This window comes from Pseudomonas sp. RC10-4-2, assembly GCF_050433085.1.
GTDB lineage: Bacteria > Pseudomonadota > Gammaproteobacteria > Pseudomonadales > Pseudomonadaceae > Pseudomonas > Pseudomonas aeruginosa.
The window spans coordinates 185,721-201,921 of sequence record NZ_JBNPXX010000008.1; the positions used below are offsets into that span (position 1 = coordinate 185,721).

Here is a 16,201-nt window from a genome sequence, read left to right on the forward strand (position 1 = left end):
GAATGGCCTACAGCCCGTTCTTCGCCTTGAACTCACGGCGGCGGCGATGCAGGACCGGCTCGGTATAGCCGTTCGGCTGCCGGGTGCCTTCCACCACCAGCTCCAGGGCGGCCTGGAACGCGACGTTGTCGTCGAAGTTCGGCGCCATCGGCCGGTAGGACGGGTCGCTGGCGTTCTGCCGGTCGACCACCACGGCCATGCGCTTGAGGCTCTCGACCACCTGCTCCTGGCTGATCACGCCGTGACGCAGCCAGTTGGCCAGCAGTTGGCTGGAGATGCGCAGGGTGGCGCGGTCTTCCATCAGACCGACGTCGTTGATGTCCGGCACCTTGGAGCAGCCGACGCCCTGGTCGATCCAGCGGACGACATAGCCGAGGATGCCCTGGGCGTTGTTGTCCACCTCGTTCTTGATCTCTTCCGCGGTCCAGTTGGTGTTCGGCGCCAGCGGAATGGTCAGGATGTCGTCCACCGAGGCCGGGGTGCGCTTGGCCAGCTCGGCCTGGCGGGCGAACACGTCGACCTTGTGGTAATGCAGGGCGTGCAGGGTCGCGGCGGTCGGCGACGGGACCCAGGCGGTGTTGGCGCCGGCCAGCGGATGGCCGATCTTCTGCTCGAGCATGGCGGCCATCAGGTCGGGCATGGCCCACATGCCCTTGCCGATCTGCGCCTTGCCTTGCAGGCCGGTGGCCAGGCCGACGTCGACGTTGTTGTTCTCGTAGGCGCCGATCCACTTCTCCGACTTCATGGCGCCCTTGCGCACCACGGCGCCGGCTTCCATGGAGGTGTGGATCTCGTCGCCGGTGCGGTCGAGGAAGCCGGTGTTGATGAACACCACGCGATCCTTGGCCGCCTTGATGCAGGCCTTCAGGTTCACGGTGGTGCGGCGCTCCTCGTCCATGATGCCGACCTTCAGGGTGTTGCGCGGCAGGCCGAGGACGTCCTCGACGCGGCCGAACAGCTCGTTGGTGAAGGCGGCTTCTTCCGGACCGTGCATCTTCGGCTTGACGATATACACGCTGCCGGTGCGGCTGTTCTTGCGGCTGGTGTTGCCGTTCAGGTCATGAATGGCGATCAGGCTGGTGAACAGACCGTCCTGGATGCCTTCCGGCACTTCGTTGCCGTCCTTGTCGAGGATCGCATCGTTGGTCATCAGGTGGCCGACGTTGCGCACGAACAGCAGCGAGCGGCCGTGCAGGGTCAGTTCGGAACCGTCGGCCCTGGTGTAGACGCGGTCCGGGTTCATGGTGCGGGTGAAGGTGCTGCCGCCCTTGCTGACTTCCTCGGCCAGGTCGCCTTTCATCAGGCCCAGCCAGTTGCGGTAGATCACTACCTTGTCGTCGGCGTCGACCGCGGCGACCGAGTCCTCGCAGTCCATGATGGTGGTGAGGGCGGCTTCCATCAGCACGTCCTTCACACCTGCGGCATCGGTCTGGCCGACCGGGCTGCTCGGGTCGATCTGGATTTCGAAGTGCAGGCCGTTGTGCTTGAGCAGTACCGCTTGCGGCTTGGCGGCGTCGCCCTGGAAGGCAAGGAGCTGGCCAGCATTCTTCAGGCCGGTTTCGCTGCCGCTCTTCAGCGCGACGACCAGCGCGCCGTTCTTCACGCTGTAGGAAGTGGCGTCGACATGGGAGCCGGACTCCAGCGGCGCGGCCTCGTCGAGGAAGGCGCGAGCGAAGGCGATGACCTTGGCGCCGCGAACCTTGTTGTAGCCCTTGCCTTTCTCGGCGCCGCCTTCTTCGCTGATCACGTCGGTGCCGTAGAGTGCGTCGTACAGCGAGCCCCAGCGGGCGTTGGAGGCGTTGAGGGCGAAGCGCGCATTCATCACCGGCACCACCAGCTGCGGGCCGGCCATGCGGGCGATCTCGTCGTCGACGTTCTGGGTGCCGGCCTGGAAGTCTTCCGCCTCGGGCAGCAGGTAGCCGATTTCCTCGAGGAAGGCCTTGTAGGCAGCTGCGTCGTGGGCCTGGCCGGCGCGAGCCTGGTGCCAGCCGTCGATCTTGGCCTGGAGTTCGTCGCGCTTGGCGAGCAGGGCTTTATTCTTCGGCGCCAGGTCGTTGATCACGGCCTCCGCACCGGTCCAGAACGTGTCGGCAGAGACGCCGGTTCCGGGGATGGCTTCGTTGTTCACGAAGTCGAACAGGACTTTGGCGACCTGCAGGCCACCGACTTGAACGCGTTCAGTCATTGTTTGCCTCACTCTGCTCTAGACCAGCTCTGGACCCGGGCCGCACGGCCTTGTAGTCCGAGCCGCGGCATACTACATGATGCCGCGGGAAAAATCAGTGGTTACGCGTCGCGTTACGACTGGATGACGCTTCACGGTCACGTTGGCCAGGCTCAATGTTCGCAAAAAAACTGTACTTTGTTCCAGATAAATCTAAAAACAGTACACGATTTATCGCGAGCCCAACTGCGGCGCGGCGTCGCAGGATGTTTCACTGCGCTGCGAGCGCCTTGCCTATACTCCCGGAATCGCCCCAGGAGCCTCGCCATGCCCGTCCATGCCGCATCCCTCGCCGATCTCGCCGACCTGGTTCCGCTGTTTTCCGCCTACCTCGACTTCTACGAAGTGCCGGCGCCGGAAGAGCAGGTCCGCGCATTCCTCGCCGAGCGCCTGCGCCAGGGCGATTCGACCCTGTTCCTGGCCAGGGATGCCGAGGCGCGGGCGCTGGGCTTCGTCCAACTCTATCCGCTGTTCGCCTCCCTGGCGCTACGACCTTCGTGGCTGCTCAGCGATCTCTACGTCCGCCCGGAGGCGCGTCGCCGGGGTGTCGGCGAGGCCCTGATGAACCAGGCCCGGGGTTTCGCCGAAAGCATGGGCGCCTGCGGCCTGCAACTGGAGACGGCGAAGACCAACCACGCCGGGCAGTCGCTCTACGAGCGCCTCGGCTATGTCCGTGACGAACAGTTCTACACTTACTGGCTGCAGCTCTGAACTCCCATTCGTCCCAGCAGGAGGCAAGCTCATGGATCACCTGGTCCTGACCGTGATCGCCACCGACCATCCCGGCCTGGTCGAGCGCATCGCCCAATGCATCGCCTCCCACGGCGGCAACTGGCTGGAAAGCCGCATGTCGCGGATGGCCGGGCAGTTCGCCGGGATACTGCGGGTGGCCGTGCCGGCGGAAGGCTACGACGAACTGGTGGAAGGGCTACAGGGCCTGTCCAGCCACGGTATCCGCGTGCTCCTGGCGGAAAGCGGGATCGAGCCGGTATGCAACTGGAAGCCTATCCACCTCGACCTGGTGGGCAACGACCGCCCCGGTATCGTGCGCGACATCACCCGGTTGCTGGCCGAGCACGGGGTGAACCTGGAGAGCCTGTCCACCGAAGTGCGCCCGGCGCCGATGAGCAGCGAACCGCTGTTCCATGCCGATGCGCTGTTGGCGGTGCCGCTGACCCTGTCGCTGGACACCCTGCGCGAGCGACTGGAAGACCTGGCCGACGACCTGATGGTGGAGTTGGTGCTGGACGCGTCCTGAAGTTGTTCAGGAAAGCCGGGGACGGGCCTGTGGAAAAGCCTTGGGTGAAACCCTGAAACCCAGGCGCCGCGAGGCTTGGAGGTCGTAGCGCGTTTTTTGACCAGCTACGTTGCGGTTATTCCCAAGCCAGGTGGACCAGCCTGTGGGTATTCTGTGTGGATAACCTTGCAGGTCTTTATCCATGGGCGATACAAGGGTTTGATCGTTTTCTGAACAGCCTCTCTTGCGCTTTTGCTTGTGGATTAACCTTCGCCGCTGTTATTGCCCCTGTGCACAAATAACGTGGAGCAGTCTGTGGGTAAGCCGGGGAAAAATCCATGCAGGCCTTTATCCATCGGCAGTCCAAGAATCCGTACGTTTTTTGATCGATGGCTTTTCCGGTTCATCCACAGTTGCTCACAAAAGCCTTGGGCAGCTTTGTGGATAAGCCTTGTGTATATCGGTGTAACCCTTGGTAATACTGGCATACAGCGGTGTGCTCAAAGACTGATCAGGCGCTTTGCAGGGCTTCTTCCGACGAGTTATCCACGTGCCTGCGGAGAGGAGAAGGCAGGTCTATGCACAAAGTGCGTGCATGATCCTGTGGAAAAGCCTGGGGTGGATCGCTGAGCGTCAGTATTGGCGGGGGATAGGAAGGAGTGCGTGTTTTTTCGCCAGGCTTGCGGAGTTCCGCAAGCCTGGGGATAACGTCAGCCCGGCTGGGGAAGGCGGCGCAGGCTGCGCCAGGCGTCGAAGCTGTAGACGGCCAGGGCGAGCCAGATGAAAGCGAAGGCGGTCAGGCGGCTGGAGTCCAGATGCTCGCCGAACAGCAGGATCGCCTGTAGCAGGACCAGCGTCGGCGCCAGGTATTGCAGGAAGCCCAGGGTGGCGTAGGGCAGGTGCCTTGCCGCAGCGTTGAAGCAGACCAGCGGAACCAGCGTCACCGGGCCCGCGGCGACCACCCACAGGGCTTCCGGGGTGCTCCAGAAAGCCGTTTCGCTGGTCGGCCCGTCGGCGAACAACAGCAACCAGACCAGCGCCAGCGGCAGCAGCAGCCAGGTTTCCACCACCAGTCCGGGCAGCGCGGCGACCGGCGCCTTTTTGCGGATCAGGCCGTAGAAGCCGAAGGTCAGGGCCAGCACCAGCGACACCCAGGGCAGGCTGCCGAGTTGCCAGACCTGCTGCGCCACGCCCAGCGAAGCCAGGGCCACCGCCAGCCATTGCAGGGGACGCAGGCGTTCCTTGAGCAGCAACATGCCGAGCATCACGTTGATCAGCGGATTGATGTAGTAGCCCAGGCTGGCTTCCAGCATGTGGCCGTTGTTCACCGCCCAGACATAGGTCATCCAGTTGCTGGCGATCAGCAGTCCGCTGGCGGCCAGCACGACGAAGCGCTGCGGATTCTGGCGCAGCTCACGCCACCAGCCCGGGTGCTTCCAGAACAGCAGCAGGACGGCGCCGAACAAGGCCGACCAGACCGCGCGCTGGACGATGATTTCCACCGCGGGAATGCGTTCGAGCAGTTTGAAGTAGAGCGGGAACAATCCCCAGATCACATAAGCCGTCAGGCCGAGGACATAGCCCCGACGGAGGTTGGCGGTCGCCATGGAGAATCCTTGAAACGTCAGGCAGGTAAGAATGGCCGTGCACGGCATGCACGAGCGGATGACCTGTGAATTCTAGTAGGGGGGTGACGGGGTTGTCTGCGCACAGTTCCCGCGGAAAAGCACCGGCACACTTGCCGTTCCCTCGCCTGCCCCGCGGCGGGACGGATAGCGCCGCGCGCCATTCGTCCCGTCCGCAGGAGGCTCAGAACAGCCGCAGCGGTTCCTCGTCCAGCGCCGCCAGTTGTTCGCGCAGCACCAGCACCTGCTCGCCCCAGTAACGTTCGCTGCCGAACCAGGGGAAGCTCGGCGGGAACGCCGGGTCGTCCCAGCGCCGCGCGAGCCAGGCGCTGTAGTGCATCAGGCGGAGGCTGCGCAGGCCTTCGAGCAGCGGTAGCTGGCGCGGGTCGAAGTCGTGGAACTCGTTGTAGCCGTCGACCAGTTCGGCAATCTGCGCCAGGCGTTCGTGGCGCTCGCCGGCGAGCATCATCCACAGGTCCTGGAGGGCCGGGCCCATGCGGCAGTCGTCGAGATCGACCATGTGGTAGACCTCGTCGCGGCACAGCAGGTTGCCTGGATGGCAGTCGCCGTGCAGGCGGATCGGCTGGTAGGGCACCTCGGCGAACAGGGCGTCGAGGCGTTTCAGCAGGTCGCGGGCGACCGACTCGTAGGCCGGCAGCAGGCTCCTGGGGATGAAATTGCCTTCCAGCAGGGTGGCCAGCGAGGCGTGGCCGAAGTTATCCACAGCGAGCGCCTCGCGGTGCTCGAACGGCCGCGTGGCGCCGACCGCGTGCAGGCGGCCGAGCAACTGGCCGAGGCGGTAGAGCTGGTCGAGATTGCCCGGCTCGGGCGCGCGCCCGCCGCGCCGGGGGAACAGGGCGAAGCGGAAGCCGGAGAATGCGAACAGGCTTTCGCCGTCGCGCGACAGCGGCGCCACCACCGGCACCTCGCATTCCGCCAGCTCGGCGGAGAAGGCGTGCTCCTCGCGGATCGCCGCGTCGCTCCAGCGGTCCGGTCGGTAGAACTTGGCGATCAGCGGCTCGCCGTCCTCGATGCCGACCTGGTACACGCGGTTTTCGTAGCTGTTGAGCGCCAGCACCCGTGCGTCGCTGAGATAGCCGAGGCTTTCCACGGCATCCAGGACGAGGTCGGGGGTCAGTTGGTCGAAGGGATGGGACATGACGGGGCATCCAAGGCTCGAAAGACCCCTAGTGTACGCAAGCCGGCGCGGGCCGGCAGGTTCACAGCGGCGTGCCGAGCAGGACCTGGGCCGGATCGAAGGAGGCGATCACCTTCTGACCCTTCTTCAGCCCCAGGCTGGCCAGGCGTTCGCCGGACAACAGCGCGCAGAGGGTAAGACCGCTGCCCAGGGCGATGCGCACCTCGCTGGGACCGGCCTTGGCCGCGAGGATTTCCTCCAGGGTGCCGTGCAACTGGTTCGGCTGGTCCTCGCGCGGTTCCAGCCCGACGTCCAGCCAGCCGGCCTTGATCAGCGCCAGTACCGGGCGGCCGCGACCGAGTTCGAGTTGCTCGGTGCTGGCGCGGGTGATCAGCGCCTCGATGCGTTGCTGGCCTGGCAGCTCGATGGCGATGCGGTCGTGGAAGCCTTCGCCATGGATCGACAGGACCCGCCCGTGCAATTGGTTGCGTGCGCTGGTGCGGAGCATCAGGCGGCCGATCAGGTTGAGGTCCTCGGCGTCTTCCGCGGCCTGCAACACCTGCGCTTGCAAGGCTTCCAGGCGCCGGTAGAGAGCCAGCAGGCGTTCGCCCTCGGCGGTCAGCCGGGCGCCGCCGCCGCCCTTGCCGCCGACGCTACGCTCGACCAGCGGGCGCTCGGCCAGGTTGTTCAGTTCGTCGATGGCGTCCCAGGCGCCCTTGTAGCTGATGCCCACGGCCTTCGCCGCACGGGTGATGGAGCCCAGTTCGGCGATCTGCGCGAGCAGGGCGATGCGTTGCGGGCGACGGGTGACGTGCTGGGCGAGAGTGGAGAGTGCGGACATGGAGGCTTCGCTATGAGCGGACGTATACGGCGAAGGCTCCAACAGCCATGGGCAAAACGCAAGGGCGTCACTCGGCGGCCTGGTAGAGACCGTAGCCGGCGGCGGCGCCGGCCAGGTCCCAGGCGAGGTCCTTCCAGCTCCAGCCGCTGCCGGCGGAACGGCTGTCGTAGAACTCCTTGCCGACGCCGAAGGCGAGCGAGAAGCTCAGGCCGAAGCGTGCCTGGCGAGCACCGTGCAGGCCGCGGTCGTGGGCCATCCGCATGCCCGCCGCGGCAAGGGCCGCGGAACTGGCGAGATGCAGGGCCTTGTCTTCGCCCAGCCAGTCGTCTTCGGCGAAATGGCTGCAACCGCCGAGCAACAGGCAGGCCGCGACCAGCAGTGCGCGCATGGATCCTCTCCCGTATCGGTTGCGCGGCAGTTTAGCCCAGCTCAGCCGGGCTTCGGCGTGCGCGCCAGGCAGTAGACGTCGACCCGCGCGGCGCCCGCCCGGCGCAACAGGCGGGAAAGGCACTCGGCGGTGGCCCCGGTGGTGAGCACGTCGTCCACTAGTGCCAGGTGCAGCCCGCGAACATCGCTGGTGGGCGCCAGGGCGAAGGCGTGGCGCAGGTTGCGCCGCCGCACCGTCGCGTCCAGGCCCTGCTGGGCCGGAGTATCCAGCACTCGCCGCAGGCTGTGCGGATCGCAGCGCAGGTCCAGCTCGCCAGCCAGTCGCTCGGCGAGCTGTTGCGCCTGGTTGAAGCCGCGACGACGTTCGCGCCGAGGCGCCAGCGGGACCGGCAGCAGGCGTGCCGGGCGCGGCAGGCCTTCGGCGTAGCGTTGCCGCAGGTGTTCCGCCAGCAACTCGCCGAGCAGCCGCCCCAGCGGCCAGGCCGCCTGGTGCTTGAAGCGGTTGATCAGGCTGTCGAGCGGAAAGGCGTAGCGCCAGGGCGCGATCGCCTGTTCATAGGCCGGCGGGCGGCGCAGGCACTCGCCGCACACCTGGCCGTCCAGCGGCAGGGGCAGGGCGCAGCGCCGGCACTGCTGGCGCGACCAGGGCAGGTCGGCGGCACAGGCGCGGCACAGCGGGCGGGGCGGCTGGTCACTGCGGGCGGCGCAGAGCAGGCAGGCCGGCGGCGGCAAAAGCCAGCGCGTGAGAGGACGAAGCGGGAACGACATGGCGGGACTTCCTGGCGGATGTCGCACCATGCAACCGCAGGCGCGCGCCGCCGACCAGCCGTTGCCAGCGGGTTCGGAACTCGCCTGTGGATAACCGAAACCTTCCTTCGCTCCTTGCGGAAACGGCCGACGCGTGGATCAGTGGATGAGCCAGCTCATGACGATCAGGCCGAGCACCGTCCAGATCACCCCGCCGACTATCGAGCGGCGCATGAAGGCGCGTATGCCGCTGTAGAGCAGCAACAGGCCGAGCACCAGGAAGACGAAGCTGAACAGCGATGCGTCCATGCCGATGGCCCTGGCCAGGCCGTGGAGGAAGTCGTCCATGGCGCCCCAGATGCCGCCCAGCAGGCCGGAGAGCAGGTCCACCACGAAGCGGATCGCCCTGCCCAGCATCTCGCCCAGTCCGTCGAAAAAGCCTTCTGTACCCATGAGTGTCCTGTCCTGAGTGTTCCCAGCGTTGGATCAGAGATTAGCCGCCGGGTTCAGCGCCGGCTGCTGCTTTGCTGCGGAGCGAGGAACGACTGGCGGAAGTATTCGCGGAACGCGCGCATCCCGGCGCTCGCTTCGGTGTCGCGGCGCCAGGCCAGGCCGACGCTCATCGACGGCACCGGGTCGACCAGCGATAGCGTCTCGATGCGTTTGCCTTCCAGCGACCAGGGCCGGTACACCAGATCGGAGAGGATGGCCACGCCGGAGCCGTTGGCGACCATGCTGCGCACCGCTTCCACCGAACTGGTATGGAGGATCACCTGCGGCCGGTGGCCGCTCTGTTGCCAGTAGCGCAGCGCGCTCTGCCCGGCCTCGTCGACGGTGAGCATGATGTAGGGCTCGCCGGCCACGTCGGCCAGGCCCAGGTCGGCCTTCTCACCCAGCGGATGGCGGCTGGGCAGCCACAACCGGCGCTCGGAGTTGAACAGGGTTTCGGCGGCGATCCCGGGCTCGGTGAGATTGCCGGTGAGCAGCACGGCGATGTCGTAGCGACCGTCGAGGAGGCCGCGCTCGATGCTGGCGCGCTCGTCCTCGAACAGTTGCAGCTCCAGTTCCGGGTACCACTGCGCCAGGCGTTGCAGGTGGTGGGGGAGGAAATAGCCCATCACGGTATAGCTGGCGGCGACCTTCAGGGTGCCTTCGACCCGGGTGTCCGGTTGCGGGCTGTTGAGCGCGTCGTCGACGCTGCGCTGGATCGAATAGGCGTGGTTGAGGAAGTGCCGGCCGCTGTCGGTCAGGTTCATGCCCTGGGCCGTGCGGGTGAACAGGGCGACGCCGAGCATGCCCTCCAGTTCCTGGATCGCGCTGGTCACCGCCGACTGCGAGATGTTCAGGTGGATGGCGGCCTGGGAGATCTGGCCGAACTCGGCGGTGGCGATGAAGTAGCGAACCTGGCGGAGGGTCAGGGCCATGGGCAGCATCCGGAAGAGGTATCTGTTTTTCAGAAACCAGTCTATCGAATAATAAATCTACCCAATACCTTTCCCGGCTTTTACCGTGGCTCCATCCAACAACAAGACAGATGAGGCCAGCCGGCAATGACTGAAGTCGACCTCAATTCCGACATGGGCGAAGGCTTCGGCCCATGGACCATCGGCGATGGCGTGGATGCGGCGATCATGCCGCTGATCAGCAGCGCCAACATCGCCACCGGTTTCCATGCCGGCGACCCGAGCAGCATGCGCCGCACCGTGGAGATGGCCGCCGAGCATGGCGTGGCCATCGGCGCCCATCCGGGCTTCCGCGACCTGGTCGGCTTCGGGCGTCGGCACATCGCCGCGCCGGCCATCGAGCTGGTCAACGACATGCTCTACCAGCTTGGCGCACTGCGCGAATTCGCCCGGCTGCAGGGCCTGTCGCTGCAACACGTCAAGCCCCACGGCGCGCTCTACATGCACCTGGCGCGGGACGAGGTCGCCGCGCGCCTGTTCGTCGAGACCCTGCAACGCCTGGAACCGGAACTGCTGCTCTATTGCATGCCCGGTTCGGCCACCTGGCGCATCGGCCGGGAACTGGGCCAGCCGCTGGTGCGCGAGTTCTACGCCGACCGCGACTACGACCGCAGCGGCTCCATCGTCTTCACCCGGCGGGTCGCCGCCCTCGATCCGCAGCAGGTCGCCGACAAGGTCCTGCGCGCCTGCCGCGAGGGCAAGGTGCGCACCGTCGAGGGCGAGGACCTCGACATCGCCTTCGACTCGGTGTGCATCCACAGCGATACCCCCGGTGCCCTGGAGCTGGTCGCCAGCACCCGTGCGCGCCTGGAGGGCGCCGGCATCCGCATCAAGGCGCCGCGTTGAGCACCGCTCGCCTCGGCGAGCCTCGCGACAAGCTTTTCTGCCATTTCCTACAACGTTCGAATAATGAGGATTCGTCATGGCCGAACATAACGTGCAGTCCCCCTTGCCCGGCACCTTCTATCGCAAGGCCAGCCCCGACGCGCCGCCCTACGCGGAGGTCGGGCAGGCGGTCGAGGCCGGCAGCGTGATCGGGCTGATAGAGGTGATGAAGCAGTTTTCCGAAGTGCAGGCCGGGCAGGCCGGCATACTCCAGGCGTTCCACGTGGAAGATGGCGAGGCCATCGAGCCGGGCCAGGTGCTGGCGGTGATCGCCAGCGCTACCTGAGGAGGATGCCATGCACAAGCGACTGAACAAGCTGCTGGTGGCCAATCGCGGCGAGATCGCCGTGCGCATCATCCGCGCCGCGCAGGCACTGGGCATTCCCACGGTAGCGGTGTGCAGCGAGGCGGATCGCGATTCGCTGGCCGCGCGGCTGGCCGATGAGGTACGCCTGATCGGCCCTGCGCGGGCGGAGCGGAGCTACCTGGATATCGAGGCGATTCTCATGGCGGCGCGGGAAACCGGTGCCGACTCGATCCATCCCGGCTACGGTTTCCTCTCCGAGAACCCCGCCTTCGCCGAAGCGGTGCAGGCGGCCGGACTGGTCTTCGTCGGTCCGGATGCGCAGACCATCCGCCGCATGGGTGACAAGGCCGAGGCGCGGCGTACCGCGATGGCCGCCGGGGTGCCGGTGGTGCCGGGCTCGCCCGGCGAGCTGGGGGACCTCGACGCGGCGCTGGCTTGCGCCGAAGAGGTCGGCTATCCGCTGCTGGTCAAGGCCTCCGCCGGCGGCGGCGGGCGTGGCATCCGTATCGCCCACGACGCCGACGAACTGCGTCGGGAATTCCCCATCGCCCAGCGCGAGGCGCAGGCCGCCTTCGGTTCGCCGGCGGTGTACCTGGAACGCTTCATCCGCCAGGCGCGGCACATCGAAGTGCAGATCCTCGGCGATGGCAAGCGCGCGGTGCATCTGTTCGAACGCGAATGCTCGCTGCAGCGGCGGCGCCAGAAGGTCTTCGAGGAGGCACCTTCGGCGGCGCTGGACGGCGCGCAGCGCCAGGCCCTCTGCGAGAGCGCGGTGCGCCTGGCGCAGAGTCTCGGCTATCGTGGCGCGGGCACCCTGGAATATCTGTTCGACGCGCACAGCGGCGAGTTCTTCTTCATCGAGATGAACACCCGTATCCAGGTCGAGCATCCGGTCAGCGAGATGGTCACCGGCATCGACCTGGTCCAGGCCATGCTGCGCATCGCCGCCGGCGAGGCGCTGCCCTGGCGCCAGGAGGACATTCGCCTGAACGGCGCGGCGCTGGAGATGCGGATCAACGCCGAAGACCCGGCGCGCAATTTCTTCCCCAGCCCCGGCACCGTGGAGCGCCTGGAATGGCCGCAGGGCGAGGGCGTGCGAGTGGACAGCCACCTGTATCCCGGCTACCGGGTGCCGCCGTACTACGATTCGTTGCTGGCCAAGCTGATCGTCCATGGTCGCGACCGCGACGAAGCGTTCGCCCGCGCGCGCCAGGCGCTGGAGCGCACCGTGCTGGCCGGCATGGCCACTACCCTGCCGCTGCACCGCTGGCTGCTCGCCGATGCGCGGGTACAGGCCGCGCAGTTCGATACCGCTACCCTGGAAACCTGGCTCGCCGAGCGGACCGCCGCCGCGCAGGAGGTTTGAGATGCATGCCAACATCCGCTACAGCTTCGGCGGCGACGAGCACCTGTTCGCCGAGGTCGCCGAGTCCATGTCGCTGGAAGCCTTCTTCCGCGGCATGGCGATCACCCGCGCCATCGAGACCCTGCAATTGCCCGGGGTGCTCGACGTATGCCTGGCCAACGCCTCGTTCCAGGTCCGCTTCGACCCCGACCGGCTGGCCCCGCAGGCGCTGCTGGAGACGGTGCGTGGCCTGGAGGTCGAGGCGGTCGCCGCGCGCAGCATCGAGACGCGTATCGTCGAAGTGCCGGTGTTGTACAACGATCCCTGGACCCACGAGACCCTGATGCGCTTCCGCGACCGTCACCAGGACCCGGACTCCACCGACCTCGAGTACGCTGCGCGGATCAACGGCTACGCCGACGTGCAGGCGTTCATCCAGGCGCACAGCGGCACGCCGTGGTTCGTCTCGATGGTCGGTTTCGTCGCCGGCCTGCCGTTCATGTACCAGATGGTCGAGCGCGAGCGGCAGTTGCAGGTGCCCAAGTACCTGCGTCCGCGCATCGACACGCCGAAGCTGACCCTCGGCCACGGCGGTTGCTTCGGCTGCATCTATTCGGTGCGCGGTGCCGGCGGCTATCAGATGTTCGGCGTGACTCCGGCGCCGATCTTCGATCCCCGCCAGGGCCTGCCCTATCTCGAGGAATCGATGGTGTTCTTCCGCGCTGGCGACATCGTCCAGTTCCGCCCCATCGAGCGGACCGAATACGAGCGCATGGCGGCCGAAGTCGAAGCGGGCACATTCGACCTGCGCATCCGTCCGGTGAGTTTCGATCTCGACGCGTTCCTCGCCGATCCGCGAGGCTGCACGCAACATCTGCAGGAGGTGCTGTATGTCGATTAAGGTGCTCAAGCCCGGCCTCGCCACCTCGGTGCAGGACGCCGGCCGCGAAGGCCACTATCACCTGGGCATCCCGCCGTCCGGCGCGCTCGACCAGTATGCCCTGCGCGCTGCCAACCTGCTGGTGGGCAACGCACCGACCGCCGCCGTGTTGGAGTGCGCGCTGCTGGGGCCGCAGCTGGAGTTCCAGCGCGACGCCCTGGTGGCCGTGTGCGGGGCGCGCATGACGCCTCGCCTGGAGGGCGCGGAGATGCCGCTGGATACTTCCTTCCGGGTTCGCGCCGGCCAGGTCCTGGGGTTCGATTTCATCCGTGCCGGCGCCCGTGGCTATCTCGCCATCGACGGCGGCATCGCGGTACCCGAGGTGCTGGGCAGCCGTTCGACCTACGGTCTGGGGACGATCGGTGGCTTGCAGGGACGACGGCTGGCAGAGGGCGACCTGCTGCCCCTGGGGCCTGCCTCGCCCTCTGCCGTGGAGGGCTTGGCGCTGCCGCGTTCGTTGCAGGTGGAGGTCGGCGGCGAGGTGAGCTTGCGGGTGGTTCCCGGACTCTACGTCCATCGCCTGACTCCCGACGCGGTCGAGCGTTTCTTCGCCGAGACCTGGTCCGTCGGCTCGGAGGCGGACCGCACCGGCTACCGCTTCAAGGGCGGCACGGCGCTCCGGTTCGAGCCGCGCGAACAGCCATTCGGCGCAGGCTCGGACCCGTCCAACATCGTCGACGCCTGCTATCCCATCGGCTCGATCCAGGTACCGGGCGGGCTCGAACCCATCGTCCTGCATCGCGATGCGGTGTCCGGTGGGGGATATGCCACGCTGGGCACGGTGATCAGCCCCGACCTGAACCGGCTGGCGCAGATGCAACCGAACCAGAAGGCGCGTTTCGTCGCCGTCAGCCTGGAGGAAGGTCTCGAGGCGCGTCGCCGTTACAACTGGCAAGTGCAACGACTCCAGCACTTCTTCCTGCGCTGAGTCGTCGATACCGGCCGCTTCCGTCTGCGAAGCGGCCTCCCGCTCACTTGTAGTAGATATCTATCGCAGCGGTGGCATTGAATCGACCCGGCGTAGGCATGTCGGTCATCCATTTCAGTTGGGCCAAGAAGTTCTTCACCACGACCTGGTCTTTGCTGTGTTCCACTAGTTGGAACTCTTCGTTGAAGGGGACGATGCTACGGTCTTCTTGCCTGAGCACGGTGATGCCTACGGACTTGTTGTCTCCCGGCACCAACGTGTCGCCTACGGTGCTGGAAGAATTCACGGGTCTCAGAAGTGCTCCCAGGCCATAGGCGCTATTGCAGTTCTTGCTTGCAGTGATCTGGAAGGGTTTTTCCTTGATGGTCTGGTTGGCGGTGGCTTGATACGCTTGAAGTAGGCCGAAGTCGAGTGTCTCGGGTGAAATGCTCAGGGTCGACGAGCATGCGATATAGCGCAGTTGGTTCAGGCCATTGAGCACCATGCGAAAGTTGTCGGCGATAGGGCCTTTAATACCATCCAACTGGAAAATCACGTAGTTATCGTGGCCAGCCATCGGTCCTTCCTTGTTGGTGCCGGGAAGGCTTCGCTTGGAAATGAAGAAGTTGTAGTGCAGCGTGAAATCGGTTGTCAGGTGCGGGCAGCCGAGGGGGCCATTGCTCAGGCAGCGTTTGGTTTTATAGGGAAGCTTGATTCGGCAGCGATCGACTTGCGTACACCGTATGTCCCGCCCGTCGATGTTCAGTCCGACCTCCAGGTCGGGTCCGATCATGCTCAAGCCAGGATCCTTGGGGCTGAGGTAGAAAAAGATCTCCTCTTCGTCGTTCCAGAACTGGTTCGCCCAGCAACTTATATTGACGCTGTAGTTGGGGGAGCGCCAGAGAATGGTGTCCTTGGGAAGCGCAATGGGTACCGCGATGGTCGTATCCATCGAGATTTGATCAGATACGTCCTTCGCGTTTTTCAGACAAGTCAAAGCGAGACTTTTTTGGGATAGAGCCAGGAGCAGTCCCAGGAACAGGAGTCGGATGGTTGGCTTCATAGGGAGTCTCTTCTAGGTCAGAGTGGATTGGCGGTAGCTTTCCCATTCGTTGGCAATATGACCTGAAAGGGTCGTAGGTTGCCGGCGTCGCTGACTACCTCATATCGAGCCTTGATGGCCTGGCAATCGATGCTGTCGAATGAGTGTTCGGTATAAGGAGCCAGCATCAGGTGATCGATGGGTGGGGTGCAGAGCCGCCCGGGCGCATCGAGAAACTCCACCTGGCTGAGGGTCACGTAATAGGGAGAGGGATTCCGCGTCCTGGGACTACCCTCAGGATCGTAGAACCAGGTTAAGCCAGCCATGGCTTGCTCGACGGTAGCTTTCAAGGACGGTCGGTAGAACAGTTTGAAACGATGGCGCAGAGCGATTTGCAGAGCATCGCCTTTGCCAGTCGCGTGCGGCACGTCCAGCACACTCAACAGCAGGTAGGTCTCGCGGTCGGTGGGCAGGCCCTGGCCCTGGTAGAGCACCTCCACCTTGGCCCGCTGGCCGGCGCCCAGGCGGAGCAGCGGCCTGGACACGGCGAAGGGCAGCGCCTGCCCCGTGCCGTCGGTACCCCAATCCAGGGAGATTTCCGCCAGGGCCGGCTCCTTGCCCTCGTTGACCAGCGTGATCGGCAGGCGCTTGCCTTTCATCACGAAACGGTTCTGGCCGTCGAACGAGAGATCGGCATGGGCGGACATGCACAGCCAGGCGAATATCGATGCAAGAACCATCCGAAGCCAACTTCGGACCTGGAAGAGGCGCTTTCCATTCATATTCCTGAATGTGCCCGAATGAAACCCGTATCGTGTTTTGGAAAGTGGTTGGTCGGAAGGATCGAATATATTTTTCGTTATACTTCCGCTGCGCTTTGAATGGCTATATCTAGGGTGGTTGGTTGCGTTCATGGTTCAAGTCTGGATAACTTTTTTTCGTTGCGCACCGCTAGGGTGGCAAGAGATTCAATGTTTCTCCATGTTAGAAACCTGCCAGGGAATATATAAATAAGATATTTCCTATTTCTTGTAGGAAATATCCTAAGCTTTACTTGTAATTTCCCGAGGTAGTTGCCTCGTTTTTTCCAGGGAGCCGAATGCCGCATAGAGG

The 16,201-nt window shown here is 65.2% G+C and carries 17 protein-coding genes; 7 read left to right on the forward strand and 10 right to left on the reverse strand.

All coding sequences use genetic code 11. The annotated features are described in order from the left end of the window. Positions 1–7: 7 nt before the first annotated feature. On the reverse strand, positions 8–2,185 hold the full coding sequence (locus FHW81_RS28595; protein WP_060774155.1) for a malate synthase G: 2,178 nt from the start codon (positions 2,183–2,185) through the stop codon (positions 8–10). Positions 2,186–2,491: 306 nt separating this feature from the next. Here FHW81_RS28595 and FHW81_RS28600 point away from each other — a divergent pair, with 306 nt between their 5' ends. Both FHW81_RS28600 and FHW81_RS28605 read left to right on the forward strand, forming a co-directional pair. Then, on the forward strand, positions 2,492–2,935 hold the full coding sequence (locus FHW81_RS28600) for a GNAT family N-acetyltransferase (RefSeq protein ID WP_003105215.1): 444 nt from the start codon (positions 2,492–2,494) through the stop codon (positions 2,933–2,935). A 31-nt stretch (positions 2,936–2,966) separates the two neighbouring features. Next, complete coding sequence (locus tag FHW81_RS28605) at positions 2,967–3,482, forward strand: glycine cleavage system protein R (protein ID WP_003084789.1); 516 nt, start codon at positions 2,967–2,969, stop codon at positions 3,480–3,482. Positions 3,483–4,171: 689 nt separating this feature from the next. Here FHW81_RS28605 and rarD read toward each other — a convergent pair. The 7 genes from rarD to FHW81_RS28640 form a co-directional block, all read right to left on the reverse strand. Further along, a complete protein-coding gene (gene rarD / locus FHW81_RS28610; protein ID WP_003121788.1) occupies positions 4,172–5,068 on the reverse strand; it encodes an EamA family transporter RarD in 897 nt (298 codons plus the stop codon). A 202-nt stretch (positions 5,069–5,270) separates the two neighbouring features. Beyond that, entirely contained in the window at positions 5,271–6,245 is a 975-nt protein-coding gene (locus FHW81_RS28615) for a serine/threonine protein kinase (RefSeq protein ID WP_003084794.1), read from the reverse strand. A 61-nt stretch (positions 6,246–6,306) separates the two neighbouring features. Continuing rightward, positions 6,307–7,065, reverse strand: a complete 759-nt coding sequence (locus FHW81_RS28620) for a TOBE domain-containing protein (RefSeq protein WP_003084796.1) — start codon at positions 7,063–7,065, stop codon at positions 6,307–6,309. A 67-nt stretch (positions 7,066–7,132) separates the two neighbouring features. Continuing rightward, entirely contained in the window at positions 7,133–7,453 is a 321-nt protein-coding gene (locus tag FHW81_RS28625; protein WP_106120512.1) for a YfiM family lipoprotein, read from the reverse strand. Positions 7,454–7,494: 41 nt separating this feature from the next. Continuing rightward, the gene (locus FHW81_RS28630; RefSeq protein WP_023100155.1) at positions 7,495–8,220 is read right to left on the reverse strand and encodes a ComF family protein; all 726 of its coding nucleotides are present in this window, start codon (positions 8,218–8,220) and stop codon (positions 7,495–7,497) included. A gap of 138 nt (positions 8,221–8,358) precedes the next feature. Then, positions 8,359–8,652, reverse strand: coding sequence for a hypothetical protein (locus FHW81_RS28635; protein WP_003084806.1), 294 nt, complete (start codon positions 8,650–8,652; stop codon positions 8,359–8,361). Positions 8,653–8,705: 53 nt separating this feature from the next. After that, entirely contained in the window at positions 8,706–9,632 is a 927-nt protein-coding gene (locus FHW81_RS28640; protein ID WP_003118849.1) for a LysR family transcriptional regulator, read from the reverse strand. 117 nt (positions 9,633–9,749) lie between these two features. On the opposite strand from FHW81_RS28640, the gene FHW81_RS28645 reads away from it, so the two are divergent. From FHW81_RS28645 to FHW81_RS28665, 5 genes are all read left to right on the forward strand, one after another. Continuing rightward, positions 9,750–10,508, forward strand: a complete 759-nt coding sequence (locus tag FHW81_RS28645; RefSeq protein ID WP_003103315.1) for a 5-oxoprolinase subunit PxpA — start codon at positions 9,750–9,752, stop codon at positions 10,506–10,508. Between the two features lie 76 nt (positions 10,509–10,584). Beyond that, positions 10,585–10,833, forward strand: coding sequence for an acetyl-CoA carboxylase (locus tag FHW81_RS28650; RefSeq protein WP_003084813.1), 249 nt, complete (start codon positions 10,585–10,587; stop codon positions 10,831–10,833). Positions 10,834–10,843: 10 nt separating this feature from the next. Further along, on the forward strand, positions 10,844–12,220 hold the full coding sequence (locus FHW81_RS28655) for an acetyl-CoA carboxylase biotin carboxylase subunit (protein ID WP_080911343.1): 1,377 nt from the start codon (positions 10,844–10,846) through the stop codon (positions 12,218–12,220). A gap of 1 nt (position 12,221) precedes the next feature. Then, positions 12,222–13,100 carry a 5-oxoprolinase subunit B family protein gene (locus FHW81_RS28660; protein WP_003103323.1) on the forward strand — a complete coding sequence of 293 codons (879 nt, stop codon included), beginning with the start codon at positions 12,222–12,224 and terminating at the stop codon, positions 13,098–13,100. Then, positions 13,090–14,067, forward strand: a complete 978-nt coding sequence (locus FHW81_RS28665; protein WP_003163217.1) for a biotin-dependent carboxyltransferase family protein — start codon at positions 13,090–13,092, stop codon at positions 14,065–14,067. The genes FHW81_RS28660 and FHW81_RS28665 overlap by 11 nt, the downstream gene beginning before the upstream one ends. Before the next feature lie 43 nt (positions 14,068–14,110). On the opposite strand, the gene FHW81_RS28670 is transcribed toward FHW81_RS28665, so the two are convergent. Together FHW81_RS28670 and FHW81_RS28675 are read right to left on the reverse strand one after the other, a co-directional pair. After that, entirely contained in the window at positions 14,111–15,109 is a 999-nt protein-coding gene (locus FHW81_RS28670; RefSeq protein WP_003163218.1) for a fimbrial protein, read from the reverse strand. A 17-nt stretch (positions 15,110–15,126) separates the two neighbouring features. Then, a complete protein-coding gene (locus FHW81_RS28675) occupies positions 15,127–15,828 on the reverse strand; it encodes a fimbrial biogenesis chaperone (protein WP_003121794.1) in 702 nt (233 codons plus the stop codon). Positions 15,829–16,201 lie beyond the last annotated feature (373 nt).